This window comes from Echinicola sediminis (assembly GCF_054777495.1).
Genome location: NZ_BAAHAP010000010.1, coordinates 21031 through 41497, shown reverse-complemented (window position 1 = coordinate 41497; position 20467 = coordinate 21031). Strand labels below are relative to the sequence as shown.

Below are 20467 nucleotides of genomic sequence, written 5' to 3'. Positions count from 1 at the left end.
AGATAAGGATAAAAATTTATTCGGGAAGTTTCAGGCTACCTGTAAATTTCCTGAGACAACTTGTAATCCCCCACTGATTGTCCCATCAGATTTTAGTCCGGCTGATTGAATTTCCTTTTATCAAAACCCGGCCCTGACCAACTTAATTTGGGAAATTGACCTGTCTGGTTTTTCAATTCAAAAACATGTTTCCCCTTGCTCAGGCCAATGACCCCATACCTACCCAGCATCAATTTTTTATCATCACCTTGAGCAATGAAATTTCCATCTACATAAACATCCGCTTTCCCCTCGATATAAAAAGTATAATAGCCATCCCCGTGCACCTCGAAATTCCCGTTTTTATGCGAAGGGCTTAAGTCCATCTCCACAACCATCTTTTCCCCATCCAAACTGTGGCGCATATGTTTTAATGCCCTTAGCTCTGTTTCCTGTCCTTGGTCACCACATGCTAGCATCCATTTTTGAAGTGCAGCTTTAAGCTCCGTTATTTTTTCAAGGTACCTAGGATCCTGAGCAAGGTTGACCAGGTTATAGGGATCTTCCCTATCATTATACAATTCTATTTTTGGGCGGTACTGATACCGATAGGCCAAGTTTTGATAGAACACATTACTTGAAGACTGCCATTCCTTAAAAAATTGCTGCCTTTCTGTTACTGAATTTTTAAAAGGAACCTCAGGCGATAAATTCACAATAAGCCTAAAAGTCCCGTCAGAAACAGTCCTGATCCCATAATACTCGGGACCAAAATAAATCCCCCTGCTTGTCTGTAGTCCAAAAGTATATTTTCTTCCATTATCCTTCTTTGTACCCTGAATAAGCGGTACCAGGGACTGGCCATCCATTTCCCGTGCCGGCTCTCCTCCGGCCATTTCAATGAAGGTGGGCAATAGATCAATGTACTCCACCAAGGCTTCCGACTCCGTACCTGCCCTAATTTTCCCTGGCCAATAGGCAATCAAAGCAGTGGTCAATCCCGCATTATAGCAGGTCCATTTGGCAAAAGGAAAACTGTTACCCTGTTCGCTTGAAAAAATAAAAATGGTGTTTTCTTCCAAGCCATTTGATTTTAGCAGTTCCAACATTGACTTTACCTGCCCGTCCAAGTAGTTGATTTCAGCCAGATAGTCCCTGAAATCCGACCTGGTCCGCTTGGTGTCCGCAAGGTTGGGCGGCAGCACTATTTTATCCTTATCGAAAAGCGTGGTATCGCCCCTGTTCCATGGTGTATGGGGCTCCGTGGAGCACACGTACAAACAAAACTTATCACCTTTGGACTTTGCATCTTTGAGGAATCCATCAATTTTGTCAAATTCCGGATTGAGCTCTTTGTCCGCACTCCCATCCAAATATTCATAATCAAACACCGACTGCGGAAGTATGTGCCTCTTGCCGGAAAGCGCCACCCTGTACCCCAAAGGTTTCAGGTAATTTACGGTGGATTTCACATCAGATCTCACATAAGTATGATTGGGATAGGCTCCTGTCTTTACCGGATACATGCCTGTCATGATACTGTGCCTGGTGGGCGAGCACATCGGTGCTGATTGATAACAGTTGTTGAATTTCATCCCCTTTGCCGCCAACATATCGATGGTTGGGGTAATGGAGTTTGGACTTCCATAGCAGCCCAAGTCCCATTTGGTACAATCATCCGCCAGAAAAAATACAATATTGGGACGCTCTCGATCCTTATTATTCTGGCCGGATGCTTCCGCATAGCTGAAAATCATTAATAGCATTCCCCAGATGCAGTTGCTTGGAGTAAGATAAGCAATCGGGTTTCTTAGCCGACAAAACCTTTCCATATTCATCATTAAAATTTAATTAATCAGGGTATTGATTACTTGGCTTTCTTTTAGTACTTCCTGCTATCCTTAGGCTTATTCGGACACTTAATTACCATACAGATACCTCCAGCTCTTGGGCAAGCAGTGTAACACCGCCTTTCCGCCTTTTTTGTCCTCAAAGTTTGTTTTTATCAAAGCTGTCTTTCTGGGCCCCACCTTATCTTCTGAATAATGAGTATGAAACACATAGTACAAATCATCCCCAATAGAAAAAAAATCACCATGCCCTGTACCTGGAACTCCTAACAACGCTTGATGCAACAAGGGCTGATCATCCATTTTTTTCCACGGCCCCATGGGATTCTTGCTAACCGAAACACCCACAGCATAATGCTTGCTTCTAAAGTCGTTTGCACTGTAAACCATGTAGTAATGGCCATTGCGATATAATACAGTGGGACCTTCTGTCACTGTCCAATCTGCCTTCTCGAAATTCTCCCATGGCATAGTGGCCTCAACACAAAGCCTTTCTGTTTCAGTTATTGTACCACTTAGGTCTTCCTTCATTTCAGCCACGTAGATCCTGTTGCCCCCATTGGCCACTTTGACGAAGTACAAATAGGCCTTTCCATCAGGGGCACGGTAAAAGAAGGGATCTATCATCTTTCCATCCCCTTCGATCGGTTCTTGAACGGTTTGTTGAAAAGGGCCTAAAGGGCTGTCACTTTCCGCCAGGGCAATATGCTCATTAGCCGTATAGGCCATATAAAACTTCCCGTTTTCAAAAAACACCTGGGGTGCCCAAAAGCCCTGATCCCCATAAACATCCTCTTTCCGGAGACAAAACCCTTCATTTAGCTTGCCTGAGGGACCTGACCATTCCTTGGTATCCTTGGAAGTATAGACCTGAAAACCTTCATTGGCCCTTCCTGTTCCATACAAGTAATAAATTCCCTCGTGATAAAAGATGGTGGGGTCTGCCATTTGAAGGCTTGGCTTATCCTGGGCCATTAGTGAGGATAATTTCAAAAAGCATAGTATTCCGAACATCAGCTTTCCGAGATTTCCTCCCCTTTGATATAAACTCTGCTTTGACATAGTTGAAAGTAAGTTTCCTCTTATGAATAGTTCCAACTTCTGCTTTTGACCTTTCCTTCTGGCAAGTATTCACAACATTTCAGCTATTTCTCTACCGTCTCCCCTTTTATTCCCCAACCTGAAGAATTAAACTTTCCTTTTTCAACCCCTTGCCGCTGACGGTCAGCTCAATCTCCCCCTCTTCAGCAGAGGATTGGACCAGCACCACCAGCTTACCGCTAAAAGCCTTCATGGTCGGATGGTGAAACATTTCCATTGAAGTGGGATCACCGTTACATACTGCCCTGAATTTACCCTTGCCCTTTACCTTAAAATCCAATTGGTTGGATGCCGTCGGACAGGGGTTTCCATCTTTGTCCACGATGGTTGCGGTCACAAAACTCAGGTCTTTGCCATCAGCTTGGAGGATTTGCCGGTCAGCATCCAACTGGATATGATGGGGCTTGCCAGCAGTCACCACTGATTTTTCCGCCACCGCATTTCCCTGCTCATCGTAGGCCACTACTTTTACAGTACCCGGTTCATACTTTACATCCATCCACATCAGGCGATACCGCTCTAACTTTGAATCCTTGCTCTTGCGCTGCACTCCCTGGCTTTTCCCGTTGACGAATAATTCGGCACTGTTATAACTGGTATATACAAAAACTGGAGTAGTCTCTCCTTCCCTGCCTTCCCAGTTCCAATGGGGCAGGATGTGCAGGGTCTGGTCTTCTGTATTCCACCGGCTTCTGTAGAGGTAATACCTGTCTTTTGGCAGGCCGGCCAGGTCACTGATGCCAAAATAGGAACTTCTGGATGGCCAGTAATTGTCATAGGGCGTGGGCTCTCCCAAATAATCGAAACCTGTCCAAACAAACTCTCCCAGTACCCAGGGCTTATCGTCCTGAAGGACAAAATCATCTTCAGGGATATTCGACCAGTTACAATATTCCAAATCATAGGAGGAGCTCTGCAGGTCCTCGTACACTTTGTCACTTCCCTTCTCTACGGGAAACTTGTAAATTCCCCTAGAGCTCACTGTTGAGGCTGTCTCGGAACCTAAAATAAAACCTTGAGGAAACCGCTCATAGGCCTCTTCATACAAATGGGTCCGGTAATTCAGGCCAGGAATATCCAAAATGGCTCCAAAACCGCTTTCCATCACTGACTTGACCTGGTCCATTCCCACGGTCACCGGTCTGGTGGGATCTTCCCGATGGAAGAGGTCCTGCAGCCACCTTGCCCGCTTCACGCCTTCACTGCCCCACTGATCGGGCACCTCATTTCCTGCACTCCACATCACTATGCTCGGGTGGTTGCGGGTGGCCTGTACCAAATTCACCACATCCTTTTCTGCCCACTCATCAAAATACTGGTTGTACCCGTTCTTTACTTTAGGCTTTTTCCATTCGTCAAAACTCTCGGCCAAAAACAAAAAGCCCATTTCATCGCACAGCTCCAACTGCTCAAGGGATGGCATATTATGCGCTGACCGCACGGCATTACAACCCAAATCTTTCAGAATGGTAAGTTGCCTCTTCAGTGCTGCTTTGTTCACTGCCGTACCTATAGGCCCCAAATCATGGTGCAGGCAGACTCCCTTGAACTTGATGGTTTCCCCATTCAGCTGAAAGCCGTTTTCAGCACTGTATTTTATTTCCCTGATTCCAAACCGTACGGTTTCTTTATCTTTTAGCTCCTCGCCTTGGTATAATTCCAACTCCGCCGTATACAAATAAGGGTGCTCAGGATTCCATAATATGGGATGCTCCACAGCTATATTTTGCTCTATTTCATCTCCAAAACGCTCCCCTGAAGTGTTTTCCGCAATGATGTTCCCATCAGCATCCTTGATGACGGTTTTAATCTCCACCTGCTCACCTTGCACCTTAGACTTTATCCTTACTTTGGCCAGTTTTTCCGAGATATAAGGAGTGGTCAGGTAATGCCCCCAATGTTGAAAACTCACCTGGTCCTTTACGATAAGCTGGACTTTGCGGTACAGCCCCGCACCCGGGTACCATCTGGAGGAAAACTCCTGGTTTTCCAATCGGACGGCAATCACATTTTCTTTTCCTTTTTTGAGCTGTTCGGATACATCAAAATAAAAATAACTATAGCCATAAGGCCTGTTGCCCACTTTTTCGCCGTTTACATAAACCTCCGCATTGCTCATGGCTCCATCAAAAGTCAGCAGCAGCTGCTTCCCCCCAATGTGTTCCGGAAGCTGCAGTTTGGTACGGTACCAGCCCACTCCGGTAAAGGGCAATGCACCTGTCCGCCCTGTTTTTTCTGTAGCTTCCTTTTCGTTATTCTGTACAATCTTGACGATCTGCTTATCTACTTCTTTGTCAAAAGGACCATATATGGCCCAATCATGCGGCACGGTGACCGATTCCCATTTTGAATCATCAAAGTCCTCTTGAAAAGCATTTTCATTTTTCCCTTTAAAAAATTTCCATGCTTCCAGTTCTTTTATCAGCCTGGATTGGGCCATGGAGTGGGTACAACAAAACAAAAACAACAGTAGGGTTAAGTTTCTATAGTTCATAGGTTTTCTATCATCCGCTGCCAAAACAGCAATTGCGTTAGGGTTATATTATTTTTAATTTAGCCCAAAGATAGACTTGACAATGAATTTTCCCGTACTGATTTGTCTGTTATTTGCTCTAGAAATAATTCAAGGGTGGAAATTAAACCCAAGCCAAAATAATATCCGGAAATGATATACTATTTTAACTAAACCAAAATTCAAGATGGACTACCTTTTTGTTTACGGAACATTAGCCCAGTCCTCAGCCCATCCCATGGCTGTATTTCTGAGGGAAAACTGTAAACTTGTGGGGAAAGCGTATGTCAACGGAAGGCTTTATTTGGTGGCCGATTACCCTGGACTGGTCTTAAGCAAAAATTCCCAGGAAATCGTGTTTGGCTATATATATTCCGCCGAAGAAATGGATAGCTTGCTGCTGGTTTTGGACAAATATGAAGAAGCTGGGCCCAAATTCCCTGTCCCACAAGAATATAAAAGAGAACGAATTCTCGTGTATCATATTTCCTCCTCCCAAACCTGGCTATGTTGGGCCTATATCTACAATCTTCCTACTGAAAACCTGCCACTCATTCCATCTGGCGACTTTGAAAATTTTAAGGCCGTCTCATAAGTCATGATCGGAATCTGCTTACCAAATATTCCATGGGTATAGGATTTCTGGTCGCTTGCGATGACGTAATTATACATTTTATTGGGTAGGCTTCTCAATTAAAATCCACGGGTTTTGGCGGCAAAGTATATGCTCCATTGGTATTAATCCCGCCAAAACATGACCCTTGCGGGGGACTTTTGCCTGGGGCTGCCACCCCAGGCTATTATAAGTTCGCCCCTTTGGGGCGGGCTCTTTCTCCACTGACTCACAGAGTACAACGAAATATTATTTGTGTAGGACTCAGAGAAATTAATTATAAGACAGCCTCCAATGATAGATTATAGTGGTATGAAATCCTATCAGTGCTTCTCTAAAAACTGGACAGCCGTTTCATTGATATTGTATGGATGTTTCTCGAGCAATTTTATCATCTCCGCACCAGCTAACATGACGGGACCATAACCATGGGCAGCATAAACGCTTACCGGCCGATGGTAATAAAATGCGGGGTCAAAGCCCATTCCAGTTCCCACACAGGTGCCTTCCACCTGACCGGTTTCATTGACCTGGCTGGCCACCCCGGACCATGCCAATAAGGTCATTGGCCCGAACACCCGATAATCCAGCCAACCATTATTGATGGCCTTGGCAAAACCATAGGTATAGATGGCCGTTGCCGATGTTTCCAAATACGAGTCGTTTTTATCCAACAGCTGATGCCATAATCCCTTGTTGGACTGGTAGCTGGCTAGCCCTTCAGCTTGCGCTAGGAAGTAGGACATCACCTCGGCCCTTCCCGGATAATCCTCCGGCAAGACATCCAACAGTTCCACCAAGGTCATAAAGGCCCACCCATTGGCCCTTCCCCAATGAAACTGGGGGAAATTATTGGCCCCTTCTACCCATCCATGCATATAAATTCCCTTTTGAGGATTGAACATCCGCTTGGAAAAAGCCAACACCTGCCGAATGGCTTCATCAAAATATTTGGTTTCACCTGTCAAATCCCCCATTTGGGCGAGGGCAGGCACGCTCATGAACATATCATCCAACCATAGGGTATGGTCCACAGGACGGTTTCTGGCCAAGGTCCCATCATCAAGACGGAACTGCTTGTTCATGATAAAATCGACATAATTTTCTATCATAGGGCTTAAATCAGTCTTTAAGCCACTTTTCTTGGCCTTTATCATGGCCGCACATATGGCTCCGGCGTCATCCAATGCGTGAGGAAAAATAACCTGCTGTATGGGAGTTTCCATTTCAGGATTATTTGATAACATCGCTTTGTAATGACCGTGTACCTCTGATAAAAAATCCAGTCTTTGATAAGTATAATTTTCAAATTCTTCTTTTCCTGTGGCCTGAGCAGCAGCTATCATGCCCGCATAAAGTACTCCCCACTCATAACTGAAAATTCTGAAATCCCCCTTTTTCAATTTTGCCCCTTTTTCCGCCTTGGCAATATCCTCAATGACTGCTCCGGAGCCCTCCTGCACCAGTTCAGCAGGTGTCGTTTGCTCCAAATAGTGGCACACCCTGCCCAGCACAGTTCCTATCCCTTCCTTATTGACCTCCCCATAGGGAACGGCATAATCGGGCTGAATCAAATGAAGTGGGGTGTTGCTGTCCGTTTGTACTTGCTGGGCATTGAGCCCATCGACAATTAGCATGAAAAGAATCAGAACGGTGAAAAAGGAATAGCTTGTATTATTTCTCCAGGTATTATTGTACGTTCTAAACATTATTCATTAAGGGTTTTCAATGGTTATAATTGGTTTTACACTGAGTTGGGAGCCCAGATTTTTGAGATAGTTTTTAAAATATTCTTCCTCCCTAAATCCCAGATCAGCCAGCTCCCAAGCTGCAACGACATAATAGTCCAGGGATTTTCCTTCTTCAATTTCGACTTTTGCGAGAAATGAATTGGTCAGCTGACCCGTTTTAGGCGCTTCGGTCCAACCTTTATAAACTTCAGAGGGAATCAATAAGGCCAATCCCAAGTACCATTCCTTATCATAAGTCTGTTGGTCATGGGTATAAAGAATGGTGAAATCCCCCACTTCCATGATCCCTAATTCTTTTTCGGTATGGATATTTACCAACCCTATTACCCCGGTTTCATCACCTTGCAGGTTCTGGAAGGAAACCGAACTTTGATACCCGTACATTCCTGGCCAAATTTGACTGATCTCCTGTACCTGATAGGTCCTATCGGTATTCTCAGGTTTCCAATCTTTATAATCATAGCGCATTACAGACCTAATAGGCCCACTTTCCAACACCTCAAAAGTCGTTTCGGCCACATTGTTCAGACTATCCCTTTGGGTTACTCCTAGCCTTACCAGGGAATCCCCTATCATCAAGGAATAACCACCGATTCCTACTGAAGTACCCACCGAAAGGATGTCCCTGCCCCAGTTTTCCATCACATGGTAATTGTCCTCGGTCACTCCCTCCGCATTGATCCCTACATCCCTTGGGGACATCTCCTCTACTTTTTTCCCGAACACATCTTTAGAGTTTCTGCCATCCAAATAATGTCGGAATCCTACCTTATCATTTTCCCAGGATGGCCCATCTGTTTGATAGGGCTGGTAGCCCATTACCCCGGGAAGCTCATTGGGGTAAAAGGTATCCTTCGTGGCAGGGCGTACCGTATCCCCTTCTGAGGGTCTTACGCCAAAGCGCACATAAGTTCTTTCTTTCCATTCCAACGGCTCGTCCATCCATTGAAGCGAAAGGCTATTTTCAGATTGGGCGGGAAGGTCCAAAAGGAAAAACAGCTCATCCCATTGCCCATCCCCGTCCACATCTGACAACTGGCCAGGAATGCTGTCCTGATTTAGATCCAGCAAAAGTGGATGCTTCCCTGCAGGGGCATTTTCGAACAATTCCCGGGAAACCATGATGGCTTTTTCTTCCAAAAGCTCACCAGAAGTGTTTTTGATGGTAATTGTGGTTGGACGATTTTCAATAGGACCACTGCAGGAGGCAAGGCTCCCTCCTATCCCCATTCCACAAATCAAGGTAATATATTGGCTATATTTTCTCATTCTAAGGTCAGCTTATGGGTAAAGGGAGTGACTCCGGTCAGGTAAACATGGTTGCCTTCGGTTCTTAAACTGCCAAAATGCACACTGTATTTTTCTCCATCTAAGCGGTTGATGCGTTCATGTTTTTTTACACCAGGCCCAAAAGAAATCTTATCGCCATCTTTTTCAAATGTTCCCGTGCCATCCGTCAGGAAATAATTATCCTCATCACCATCGGCAGAACTGACTCCATGCAGCTTGCCCTCTTTATCAAAACACATTTCTATGGTCACCGCAACCCCTTCCAATCCGGTCACTTCAAAAAGCAAGGTGGCTTTTCCATTATTTTCCTCTATGGTCACTTTGGACTCCAAAGTCTTCACATTGCTTACGGGACGCTCATCGAAGGCCATTTTGCTCCAAAACCTCCCGTCCACGCTAGGTGTAAGCTCATAATCCCCCTCCTTGTTTTGGAGATGATCTGGCAAAGGCTGATAATAGGGCGCTTCAAGCTTTTGGTACAGCACATACTTATTGTCTTCTTTCCACAGTCCTTCACTTCGGAAATGGCCCATATTGAAGAAATTGGCAGACATACGCATGTACCATAGGATCGCATTGCCTTTTCTATAACTGAAAAAATTAGGACTTACCGACCTGCCTGATGCGATGATCAAAGGCCAATCCACCCCACCAAAAATTGTTGCCGTAGTATCCTCCCTTCTTATCCTTGCCAGACTACTGGTATGAAATACCTGCTCAAAGTTGGTGGGAACAGGTTCTTCCGCGGGCAATTCCTTCATCAGGATCTCATCTTCCATAAAGTGAAACAAGGCCTCCTCCACTATCATCTTGTCAAAACCAGGAAATCCTTCAATCATTTTCACGATCCGGGCAAACTCTCCATTTCCATCATGAATGGCCAAAAAGCGGTAATGCAGGTATTGAACTACAATACTCCGGTGGGAATACTGGTCCTGTCTTCTGGAATCCGTTGTCACCAAATCCCCATTGGGTTCCATATAGTAATAGGTCATTTCGAGGCTTTTCCTCGGAGCCTCAAAAAGTTGTGGGCGATCAAGCAACCTTCCCAGTGCAATGAATGCATTGTTCTCCACATCAGAATAGTTCATGCTCCGCTCAGGATAATGCCCGTCCTCATCCATATAAATCCCCTCACTCAGCCACTCATCGATTCGATTGACATATTTTTGATCCGGATACAGTTGGTTGATCCTTGCCAGTGCGTGACAGACCACCCAGCGATGGTTAGGGGTATGGATCCCACCTACGACCAATGCCTCCCCGGTTTTCAGGACAAAGCCTTTGATTTTTCCTTTTACTGCCTGCAGTGCTTTGTCATCTTTTTTGCTCAAAATATAGACCCCGGCACATAGGGGTTCCATTATAAAGCCCGTATCCGGAGGTGACTCCAGGTTGCCTGCATTAATGGTCCCATCAGGTCGCTGATTTTCGATCAATTTATCGGTGGTATAATCCAGCAATTCGATCAGCTTGGGACTTTCATAATACTTGGAATCCTTACAGCAATAGGCTGAGGCCAGCATGGCAAAATTATAACCATAACTTCTACCTCCATGCTTGTTGGCGGCATCCCCCTGATCCAATAGTGCCTTTACATGAGCATCATTGGCCTGTACCATTTTATCCCAGAGTTCACTAAAAGAACCAAAGCGCGGATTGTTTTGCGGAGAGGAAAATCCCAACATGGGCATCATGTACATTGCAGTCCCCAAGCCCAGTGACTGCTTCAAAAAGGTTTTTCGGGTAATATTTTTCATTTTTTAGTTATTTCAGTTTTATAAAGTATTTGACCGGTTTCATCAATGATATGTACTACCATTTTTTCTTTATTTACCGAAAAAAGCATAAAGCCATAAGCAGATGCCGCAAATTTTGAGATGGGTATCCTTGCTGCCTGCGTTTTTTCGGAAGCTGATCCGGATATAAAATGATGAACCCCTTGATGAGGGACCAAATGTTGCAAACTGTGATCATGCCCCGCCAAATACACATCCACTCCGTTTTCTTCCAGCACGGTATCCAGCGTATGACGAATCCTTCGTGTATCATATCCCTCGCTTCGCTTATCACTCCCCGTGTACATAGGGTGGTGCCCAACCACTATCTTCCAGTGAACCTGATCCGTATTATCTGACAGCTCCCTGGCCAACCAAGCCTTTTGGGCAGTGGTATCCTGACCGCTGACATTGGGTCCATATTCTGAATTGGCATAAAATTCAGGGATCAAGGGATTGGTATCGATCATGGCAAACTTTATCTTCTTTCCACTGCCATCCCTGAGTCGAATGTCTTTTGCATAATAGCGGGACGGCATGGTCCAGCGCCTGCTGATATCGGAATAGGCAATCTGGGCCTCGGGATCTCCCATATAATCGTGGTTTCCCAAAACCACGTACCATTCGCGCTGCAGCGCAAAGTCAGTATAAATTTCTTCCAGAGAATATTTCCAATGAGGATCATGGATACTGGCCACTCCTTTGGGATAAAAATTGTCACCGGTAACAATAAAAAACTCCACATGGTTGGCCTTGGCAGTTTTGGCCATCTGGGCACTTACTTCCTTTTGATGGTCATCACCAAATCTTCCCCAATCCCCAAAAACAATAAAACTGAGCGCATCCTCAGGAATTTCCAGTTGATCACTAGACAGGGGGGCTTCTTGGGCTTTACCGGGTATCCAATAGCCCACCAAGGCCAAGAAAGCCAAAATAAACCAGGCGGTAATGTTAGGATAGTTTTTCTTCATGGAATGGACATCAGGTTGTTTTTATAGAGGGGGACCAATAAAGAGTTCTTTGGTCCAATGGATGGAATTTAATAGAGCTAATCCGGTTGCCGGTAAAAAAGGGAAAGTTTCCCCAAACGGGGAAACTTTCCGACAATCAAACCCCATTTTAATTATATCCTTCATTTTGGGAGATAGATCCTCCACTGACATCCACCTCACGTTGTGGAATAGGCCTAAGGTTATGAAAAGCCTTAATCGCCTTGTTTAAAGCCGCATGAGGGTTGTGGGCCAACACTCTCTCTTCCAATTTTCCTGTTCGTTTCAAATCCATCCACCTGCTGATTTCTCCGGCCATTTCTATGGCACTTTCGTCCAAAATCAGGTCAATGTCTATTTCATCCGCAGCAACCATGGTTTCTACATCCGCTCTTGCACGAAGTGCATTGATATGTTCAGCGGCCTTTGCTCCATTTCCTGCTTTTAAATACGCCTCTGCAGCGATGAGCCTGGTTTCCCCAGACCGGATCAAAATGGCATCCCGCTCCCCGTCAGGATTGATACCGGGGTTGGTATAGGGCACCCCAGGATCATCAAACTTTTTGAACATGGGAAAATGCACTTGGGTTAAACCATCAGGAGTGAAATACTGCCCTGGATTAATGACCACATAGGCTTTGCTGTCAATAACAGACTGAGGCCATGGGGTCTTGGGAAAGTAAATGCTGGTATCTCCCGCTGCGATGCTGCCATCCATACTGTTTACCTCTGCGATCATCGTCCTTCGGATGGTGGCGTCCTCCCTTTCATCCCCCTCCTCAAAAAGGTCAAAGAAATAAGGGCTTGGCGCACGGCCTAATCCTCTATGGTACAAGGTAGAACGGGTTTGTCCCGGATAGACGTCATAAACAAACTTGAAGAGCAGGTGACGGTTATTGCCCAATCCTCTGGAAACGGGATTGGAACCATAGAGCATGGAAAAGATCACTTCTGAATTTCTTTGGTCTTCTTTTGATACCAAAGAAGCAAAATCATCCACTAAAGGGTGGCTGGCAATGACTGCTTCTGCCAAGGTTGCCGCCTCGGTAAAATCCTGGCTGCTTCCAAATTCCTTATAGCCTCTGGTCAAAAGCACTTTTGCTTTTAGGTGCCTAACCGCATCCTTGGAAACCCTGCCGTATTGACTAAGTGTACCATCTACCCCACTCAGTGCCTCATCCAAATCGGAAATGATCTGGCTATATACCTCCTGCTCGCTTGCCCTTGTAAATTCTGACTGCGCTGACCTGATTTCCTCCAATACCAAGGGGACACCGCCAAAATTCTCCACCAAATGGAAATAAGCAAAAGCCCTTAGGAATTTGGCCTCGCCCAGACCACGGCTTCTATCGGCTTCACTAATCCCCTCTACCGCATCTGCGCGGCTGATGGCGGTATTGGCTGCAGCAATTACGTTATAGTAATTGGTCCAATAGGTTCCTACCGAACCATTGGTAGGCCGAAGGTTCACATAATCATTCAAATCACTGATCCCTGCAATAATATCCCTCCTGGTAAAGACATCGGTACCTTGATGGTCGAGATCATAGAAGGTAGTGGCCAGTCTAAGCTTGTCATAAGCATTTGCCACCAATTGGTCCAAAGCCTGGGGATCGCTCAACAATATGTCATCGGAGAGAAAATTCCTGTTTTCTTCTTCAAGAAAGTCTGCACAGGATGACAAGCCCATAATTCCAGTCACCCACGCGAATAATATGATGTATTTTTTCATGATGCCGTCTGATTAAAATTTAACATTGATGCCACCCATAAATATTCTCGACATATAAGCTGACCCCCAGCTGTTTCTGGCAGCGTTCTCTGGATCCCAACCCTCATAGTCGGTAAATGTGAATGGATTTTGAGCGGTGAAGTATACCCGAAGACTGTTGATCTTCAAAGCATCCAAAATTCTCTGGTCGAACTTGTATCCCAAGGTGATGTAGCCCACTTTGACGAAGGATACGTCCTGGTAAACAAGCGGCTCCGCAAATGGCCCGTTATTACTTGGCTGATACCATTCGTTGGACGGGTTATCGGGGGTCCAGTAATTGGTCTGCAGGCTGTTAAACCTTGCAGGAGTGGCATCAAATCCTCCCGAATGGGAAATATGGAAATAACTAGGTGAAATGGCTCCTTGGCTGGTTCTTACAAAGAAGGTGAAATCCCAATTTCTGTAATTGAAGGTATTGGCTATACCTCCTGTCCAGTCGGGCATATTGGCGCCGATTACTGTCCTGTCATCCGCATCAATCAACCCGTCATTGTTCAGGTCTTTTACTTTTACCTGCCCTGGCTGCTGACCATAACTTTGTGCTACATCCACCTCATCCATTTGCCAGATTCCATCAAACACATAAGTATAGATAGACCCTACTGGCTCACCGACTCTATGTACATAAGATCCTGCCTGCACACCAAATAGGATTTGATCAAGATCGCCGTACAGCTTGGTGATTTTATTTTTGTTTCTGGCGAAATTGAAGGAAGTGGTCCACTTGAAATCGCTGTTGTGGATATTGACAGAGTTCAGTCCAAGCTCAACGCCCTTGTTGGAGGCTTCTCCCACGTTTTCAAACACACCTGAGAATCCGGTAACAGTTGGAGTAGGACGGAAGAAGATAATCCCTGTATTTTTTCTGTTGTAAATATCCAAAGAACCATAAAGACGGTTATTAAAGAACCCGAAATCCAAACCAATGTTAAACTCCTTGGTCTTTTCCCAGGTAAGGTCCTGATTTGCCAAATTGTTTACAAAAGCGGTCTTGATTACCTGATCACCGAAATTGGTAAAGCTGTTGTCGATCAAAGAAAGCGACTGCAAAGGCCCCAATCCTCCTCCTGCACCGTTATTACCTGTTTCACCATAGCTAAGGCGAAGTTTTAAATCTCCCACCAAGCTCTGGTCTTTCATAAAGCCTTCATCGATAATCCTCCAGGCAAATGCAGCTGATGGGAAGAATGCCCACTTATTTTCTGCAGCCAAAATGGAAGAACCATCATATCGCCCTGTCAAGGTAAACAAGTACTTGTCTTTGAAGGTATAGTTGATTCTACCTGTGTAAGACTCCAATGTTTGTTTGGAAAATCCGCCCTCTGCATTTCGGATATCCGAACCTGCATCGATGTTATAAAACAAGAACTCATCGGTACTGAAGTTTCTTCTCTGCATGAGGTAATTCTCATAGCGGTCCATAAACAGGGAATATACCAAGGTGGTATTGAGTACATGGTCTGTTCCAAAACTCAGATTATAATTCACAATATTATCCCAGGTATATGAAATCCGGTTACCATTTCTCACCTCGGCCCTACGGTTACCGACCTGCCCACTGGTAGATTTGGCATAAAGTCCCCGGTATTCCCCATATCGGTTGAATTCAATATTTGGAGAAAAGTTGGAAGTGATTTTAAGGTTTTTATGAGGGGTAAATGACAGCGAAAGGTTACTCAGATAATTCAATGTTCTTGTCTCCCGAGTGATATTGTCAGCCTCAAAAAGCGGATTGGTAATAAAGGTTTCCCCTTCTAGAGGGAAGAAGAGCGGATCTCCATTTTCATCGAAAGGGGTACCGGTAGGCCGCAACCTATAGGCACTTCTCAAACCTTCACGGCTACCTTCATTTCTGATGGCGAAAGAAGCATAATTACTGAAAGCCATGGAAAACAACTCCGAAAGTTTACTGCTCATATTACCTCTGATGGTAAATCGCTCGTAATCTTCCCCTTCAAAAGTCCCTTCATCCTGGGTATAGGCAAGACCAAGACCATAAATCGTTTTATTATTTCCCCCATTTAAACTGAGGCTGTGGTTTTGTTGCATACCGTTATGCTTCACCAAGTCGATCCAGTTGACATAATCTCCATTGGCCACATTTTCCAATTCATTGGGCCTCATATAATCGCCAAGATTAACATCACTGGCATTAACGCCAAAGTCTCCTGAGGAATAAAAGTTGCCCACAACTGCATCTCTGAAATACTGAACAAACTCCTCCCCTTGAAGCATATCCGGTAAATTATAGGCTTGCTTAACGCCGATATAGTTATCATACTGGACAGTTAATTTACCTTCACTACCTTTTTTAGTCTCCACGATTACCACGCCATTACTACCTCTGGAACCATAAATAGCGGTTGCAGAAGCATCTTTCAGCACATCCATCCTTTCGATATCTGCCGGATTCAGGAAAGAAATATCATTCACGAATATCCCATCTACCACAAACAGCGGGTTTTGTCCTGGATTGAATCCACCCTGTTCTACTGTCTCATTGGCATTGATGGTGTTTGAACCCCTGATCCTGACATTGAAACCACCGCCGGGTTTGTTATCCGCTGCTTGGATGTTCACCCCTGCTACCTGTCCCTGAAGGGCCTGGAAAGCATTCACCTTATTGGCTTCCTGTATATTCTTTGAATCCATGGAGACCACCGAACCGGTAAGGTCTTTCCTTTTGGTTTCTCCGTATCCAACTACTACTACTTCGTCCAATTGCGCCACATCTGGCTCTAAGGTTACATCTATTTTAGATTGGCTGTTTACAGAAATTTCCTGGGTAAGGTAGCCTACAAAAGAAAAGGATAAAACTGCATTTGAGGCATTGCCCACATTTATCGAGTAATTTCCATCCAGATCCGTTACGGTACCCACCCCCGAACCTTTGACAAGCACGGTCACACCAGGAATGGGCTGTTGATCCTCTCCGGAGATTACATTTCCTTTTACTTCGGATTGGGCATAGGCACCATGTGCCATATTCATCATCAAGACCAGCACGATCAGGCCAGCCGTTTTGGTGGCATAAGTCCATCTCCTTTCGAGAGACAGTATCCACCTTTTCATTTTTAGTGAAATTTGTTTCATACGGGTGTTATTAAGGATAATTATTAATTTTAATTAGAGATCAACTAGCGGTGACAACTTATAACATATATGGACATTAATATTTTTATCAAAACATTATTCTCAACTCAATAAATATCACCAACTATTATTACATCAAATTAAAAGCGTAATAAGAACAGTTCCAAAAGTTATTATGCAAACGTTTGCACATTACTTTTTAAAGTTTGCACCTCTTCATTGGTTAAACATTCAGCAATGAAAACTCCTGTTTTTTTTAAATTCTGTAAATATTAAGGATAGTTGTTAAATAGGACAGGAGCCTCAAACCAGCTTAGCCCCTGTCATTTTCCGTACTTCCTGAAGCAAAATGGGGCGCTTTTCCTCTACCGATTGCTTGGCTGCAATGGCAATCATCATGGCTGCTAAGCCATCTTGACCACTTACAGGAACGGCTGTATTCTCTTGCAATGCTTGGATAAACATTTTCATTTCGACCTTGTAGGAATCCACATATCGGTCCATAAAAAAATCAAGTGGCAAAGCACCGTGACTGCCCTTTTCATCCATCAGCAAGTGGCTGTCGTGTTTGTTATTGTCCGCCTGGGCCATTCCTCCGCTACCGAATATTTCCAATCGCTGATCATAGCCGTAAACCGCTTTTCTGCAATTATCAATGACCGCCATACTCCCATCGGTAAAAGTCAAATTGATCACTGCGGTATCGATATCCCCAGCTTCGGCCACCTCCTTGCTGGTAAAAACCCCAGCAGTTGCATAGACCTTTTCGACTTCTTTGCCCATTATAAAGCGGGCCATGTCAAAATCATGGATGGTCATATCCATGAACATCCCTCCTGAGCTTTTAAGGTACTCCAAGGGTGGTGGTCCTGGATCCCGGCTGGTGATTTTCAAAATGGTAGGCTCGCCAATTTTATTATTCTGGACCAGTTCATGGATCTTACTGAAATTGGCATCAAACCGCCGGTTAAAACCAAGCATCAGCTTTACACCTGCTGTAGTGACTGACTCCAAGGTGCTGATCACCCTGTCCAATGAAAGGTCATGGGGTTTTTCGCAAAAGATATCTTTACCAGCAGCCGCACACATTTCTATATAATCCGCATGGGTATCTGTAGGAGAGCAGATGACCACGGCATCAATCCCAGGGTGTGCAATGACTTCTTCCGGGCTGCCTACAGGAATTCCTTGATAGACTTCCTTTTCCCTTGGGTCAGCTACCATCACCACCTCCACATGAGGGATTTGGTACTTTAGATTATTAAAATGGATTTGACCAATCCGGCCCAAACCTATTATTCCAACATTTATTTTTTTCATCGTGTTATTTGGTCTGCATCATGTTCTTATTGATAAATTCTAGGTTGTGCTTAGCACATTCATAAGGACTTCCCATGCCTGGCAGGACATCCTGCTCCACCACAATCCACCCCTTATAGTTCAGTTCGTCAAGTTTTCGGATAATGGCACCAAAATCCACTTTGCCTTCGCCCAACTTGCAGAAAACCCCATGTTCTACTGATTTGAAATAATCCCAGCCTTTTGACCTGCTTTCCTGGCCAATTTGCCCATCATAATCCTTGAAGTGGATATGCCAGGTTCTCTCAGGGTACTTTTCCAAAACATCCATGGGATTTCCTCCGCCAAAAGCAAAATGGCCCATATCCAGGCATATGCCCACCAGCTGTGGGTCTGTATGCCTCATTAGCGCATCCAATTCCTCAGGGGTTTCCACATAGCCTGCGCAGTGGTGGTGAAAGACGGTTCTCAAACCGTATTTTTCCTTAACCGCCGCGGCCACCTTATTTGCCCCTCTTCCATACACCTCCCATTGATCGGGTGTTAAGGTCATCTCGGCAGTGATTCTGCCGGCATTTTGCGTACGCTCCGACACACTGCCGTTGTCATCAGCCAAAATGATAAAGGCATCCTTATATCCGGCTCCCACCATCAACCCGGCTATCCTAAGGGCATTTTCCACCCCTTTTTCATGTTGCTCTTCCTGGGCCAATGCAACAGGAACAAAAGCTCCCGGAAGGTCCAGACCAAAATTGTCCAAAGCGCTTCTCAGGGCCTTGGGATCAGTGGGCATAAAGCCCCAATCTCCCAGTTCGGTCCCTACGTATCCAAGCGCTGCCATCTCAGATAACACCTGCTGATAGCCGAGGGATTTGCCTTCCAATTCGAATTCCAAGGCCCCCCATGAACAGGGGGCGTTGGCTATTTTAATGTTTTTCATCGCTTAAAATTTTCTGGTCCATTCCTGAAGCCATCGCTCCACAGTGACTTTGGTTTGTGTGAAAAATTCAATGGCATGACGGCCCTGGCCATGTAGGTCCCCGAAGAAGCTGTCGTTCCAACCGCTAAAAGGGAATTGGGCCATCGGTGCTGCCACACCGATATTAATACCGATATTCCCTGCATTGGCCTCGTTCCTAAACCTTCTTGCATGGGCTCCACTGGAGGTAAACAGGCATGCCATATTTCCGTAATTATTGCCGTTGATAAACTGCAGCGCCTCATCCAGGCTATCCATCTTTACCAGGCTCATCACCGGACCAAAAATTTCCGTTTTGATGAGCTCTCCTCCCAAGCTTACATTCTCCAGAATGGTCGGCTTCAGGAAGTTGCCCTTTTCAAAGCCCGGAATGGCTCCATTTCTACCATCCAACAGTACATTTGCGCCCTCACTTACCCCTTTTTCGATAAGCTGCTGCACCCTGTTTTTGCTGGCTTGGGAAATTACCGGTCCCATTTCCACGCTTTCATCCAGTCCGTAGCCTGTGGTTCTTTTATTGGCGGACTCGTACAATGCCTCCTTAAAAGTTCCCTTTTGATCCCCTACAGTGATGATGGTAGAAGCTGCCAAACAGCGCTGGCCTGCACAGCCATACACACTATCGGTAATGATTTTGGTGGACACCTCAATATCTGCATCCGGCAAGACTACTACGGGATTTTTTGCTCCCCCTTGGGCTTGGACACGCTTTCCGTTTGCGGCTCCTTTGGCATAGATATACCTGGCCACGTCCGTGGATCCCACAAAACTGATGGCCTTAATCGCAGGGTGCTCCAGCAGGGCATCAACCGTATCTTTGCCCCCATGCACCATATTGACTACCCCTTCAGGTAAACCAATTTGCTCGATCAGTCCCATCACTTTTTGCATGGTCAAAGGCACTTTTTCCGACGGTTTCAAAAGGAAGGTGTTTCCGCAGGCAATTGCATACGGCAAAAACCAGAAAGGAATCATCCCGGGAAAATTGAAAGGGGCAATGCAGGCACATACTCCCAAGGGCTGACGGATCATGAATTCATCCACCCCCCTGGCGATATTTTCGGAAAACTCACTTTGGATGAGCACCGGGGTAGCACAGGCCGTTTCCACATTTTCTATGGCTCTTTGCAATTCACCTCTTGACTCCCCTAAAGTCTTCCCACACTCCATGGTAATGGTCCTGGCCAGCTCTTCCTTATGCTCCTCCAGCAATTGCTTTAGCTTATATAGCGGTTGCACACGCTGCATGACAGGAACTTGGGACCAGGAAATAAAGGCTTGCTGTGATGACTTTACAGCTTCCTCCACGTCCTTGGTAGTGGCTTTTCCAATGGGCACTTTTCCCAGAATTTCTTGGGTTGCCGGATTGAGCACATCCACCAAATTGGCTTCCTTGCTTTCTGTCCATTGTCCGTTGATATAATTACTTAACTTTTCCATTTCAGATGGTTTGTATTAT

The 20467-nt window shown here is 45.3% G+C and carries 13 protein-coding genes; 1 reads left to right on the top strand and 12 read right to left on the bottom strand.

The genetic code is table 11. The features are described 5' to 3' along the window. Window positions 1–92 precede the first annotated feature (92 nt). The 3 genes from ACYVAA_RS04245 to galB all read right to left on the bottom strand — a co-directional run bounded on the left by ACYVAA_RS04245 (window position 93) and on the right by galB (window position 5424). On the bottom strand, window positions 93–1811 hold the full coding sequence (locus ACYVAA_RS04245; RefSeq protein ID WP_460538821.1) for a sulfatase family protein: 1719 nt from the start codon (window positions 1809–1811) through the stop codon (window positions 93–95). 87 nt (window positions 1812–1898) lie between these two features. Continuing rightward, on the bottom strand, window positions 1899–2891 hold the full coding sequence (locus tag ACYVAA_RS04240; RefSeq protein WP_460538820.1) for a glycoside hydrolase family 43 protein: 993 nt from the start codon (window positions 2889–2891) through the stop codon (window positions 1899–1901). Between the two features lie 106 nt (window positions 2892–2997). Next, window positions 2998–5424 (bottom strand): beta-galactosidase GalB, encoded by a 2427-nt coding sequence (galB, locus tag ACYVAA_RS04235; RefSeq protein WP_460538819.1) that lies wholly within the window; start codon window positions 5422–5424, stop codon window positions 2998–3000. A gap of 205 nt (window positions 5425–5629) precedes the next feature. Here galB and ACYVAA_RS04230 point away from each other — a divergent pair, with 205 nt between their 5' ends. After that, window positions 5630–6037, top strand: a complete 408-nt coding sequence (locus ACYVAA_RS04230; RefSeq protein ID WP_460538818.1) for a gamma-glutamylcyclotransferase family protein — start codon at window positions 5630–5632, stop codon at window positions 6035–6037. Window positions 6038–6378: 341 nt separating this feature from the next. On the opposite strand, the gene ACYVAA_RS04225 is transcribed toward ACYVAA_RS04230, so the two are convergent. The 9 genes from ACYVAA_RS04225 to ACYVAA_RS04185 form a co-directional block, all read right to left on the bottom strand. After that, window positions 6379–7764: a glycoside hydrolase family 88/105 protein gene (locus ACYVAA_RS04225; RefSeq protein ID WP_460538817.1), complete on the bottom strand. Its 1386-nt coding sequence runs from the start codon at window positions 7762–7764 to the stop codon at window positions 6379–6381. 6 nt (window positions 7765–7770) lie between these two features. Beyond that, complete coding sequence (locus ACYVAA_RS04220) at window positions 7771–9075, bottom strand: DUF4861 domain-containing protein (RefSeq protein ID WP_460538816.1); 1305 nt, start codon at window positions 9073–9075, stop codon at window positions 7771–7773. After that, window positions 9072–10856 carry a hypothetical protein gene (locus ACYVAA_RS04215; RefSeq protein ID WP_460538815.1) on the bottom strand — a complete coding sequence of 595 codons (1785 nt, stop codon included), beginning with the start codon at window positions 10854–10856 and terminating at the stop codon, window positions 9072–9074. Before ACYVAA_RS04215 ends, ACYVAA_RS04220 begins: the two co-directional genes overlap by 4 nt. Then, window positions 10853–11845, bottom strand: a complete 993-nt coding sequence (locus tag ACYVAA_RS04210) for a purple acid phosphatase family protein (RefSeq protein WP_460538814.1) — start codon at window positions 11843–11845, stop codon at window positions 10853–10855. Before ACYVAA_RS04210 ends, ACYVAA_RS04215 begins: the two co-directional genes overlap by 4 nt. Before the next feature lie 148 nt (window positions 11846–11993). Further along, complete coding sequence (locus ACYVAA_RS04205; protein ID WP_460538813.1) at window positions 11994–13595, bottom strand: RagB/SusD family nutrient uptake outer membrane protein; 1602 nt, start codon at window positions 13593–13595, stop codon at window positions 11994–11996. A gap of 12 nt (window positions 13596–13607) precedes the next feature. Further along, window positions 13608–16730: a SusC/RagA family TonB-linked outer membrane protein gene (locus ACYVAA_RS04200; RefSeq protein WP_460538812.1), complete on the bottom strand. Its 3123-nt coding sequence runs from the start codon at window positions 16728–16730 to the stop codon at window positions 13608–13610. Between the two features lie 303 nt (window positions 16731–17033). Next, the gene (iolG, locus tag ACYVAA_RS04195) at window positions 17034–18050 is read right to left on the bottom strand and encodes an inositol 2-dehydrogenase (protein ID WP_460538811.1); all 1017 of its coding nucleotides are present in this window, start codon (window positions 18048–18050) and stop codon (window positions 17034–17036) included. Between the two features lie 4 nt (window positions 18051–18054). After that, window positions 18055–18969, bottom strand: coding sequence for a sugar phosphate isomerase/epimerase family protein (locus ACYVAA_RS04190; RefSeq protein ID WP_460538810.1), 915 nt, complete (start codon window positions 18967–18969; stop codon window positions 18055–18057). Window positions 18970–18972: 3 nt separating this feature from the next. After that, entirely contained in the window at window positions 18973–20448 is a 1476-nt protein-coding gene (locus ACYVAA_RS04185; RefSeq protein WP_460538809.1) for a CoA-acylating methylmalonate-semialdehyde dehydrogenase, read from the bottom strand. Window positions 20449–20467: the final 19 nt, after the last annotated feature.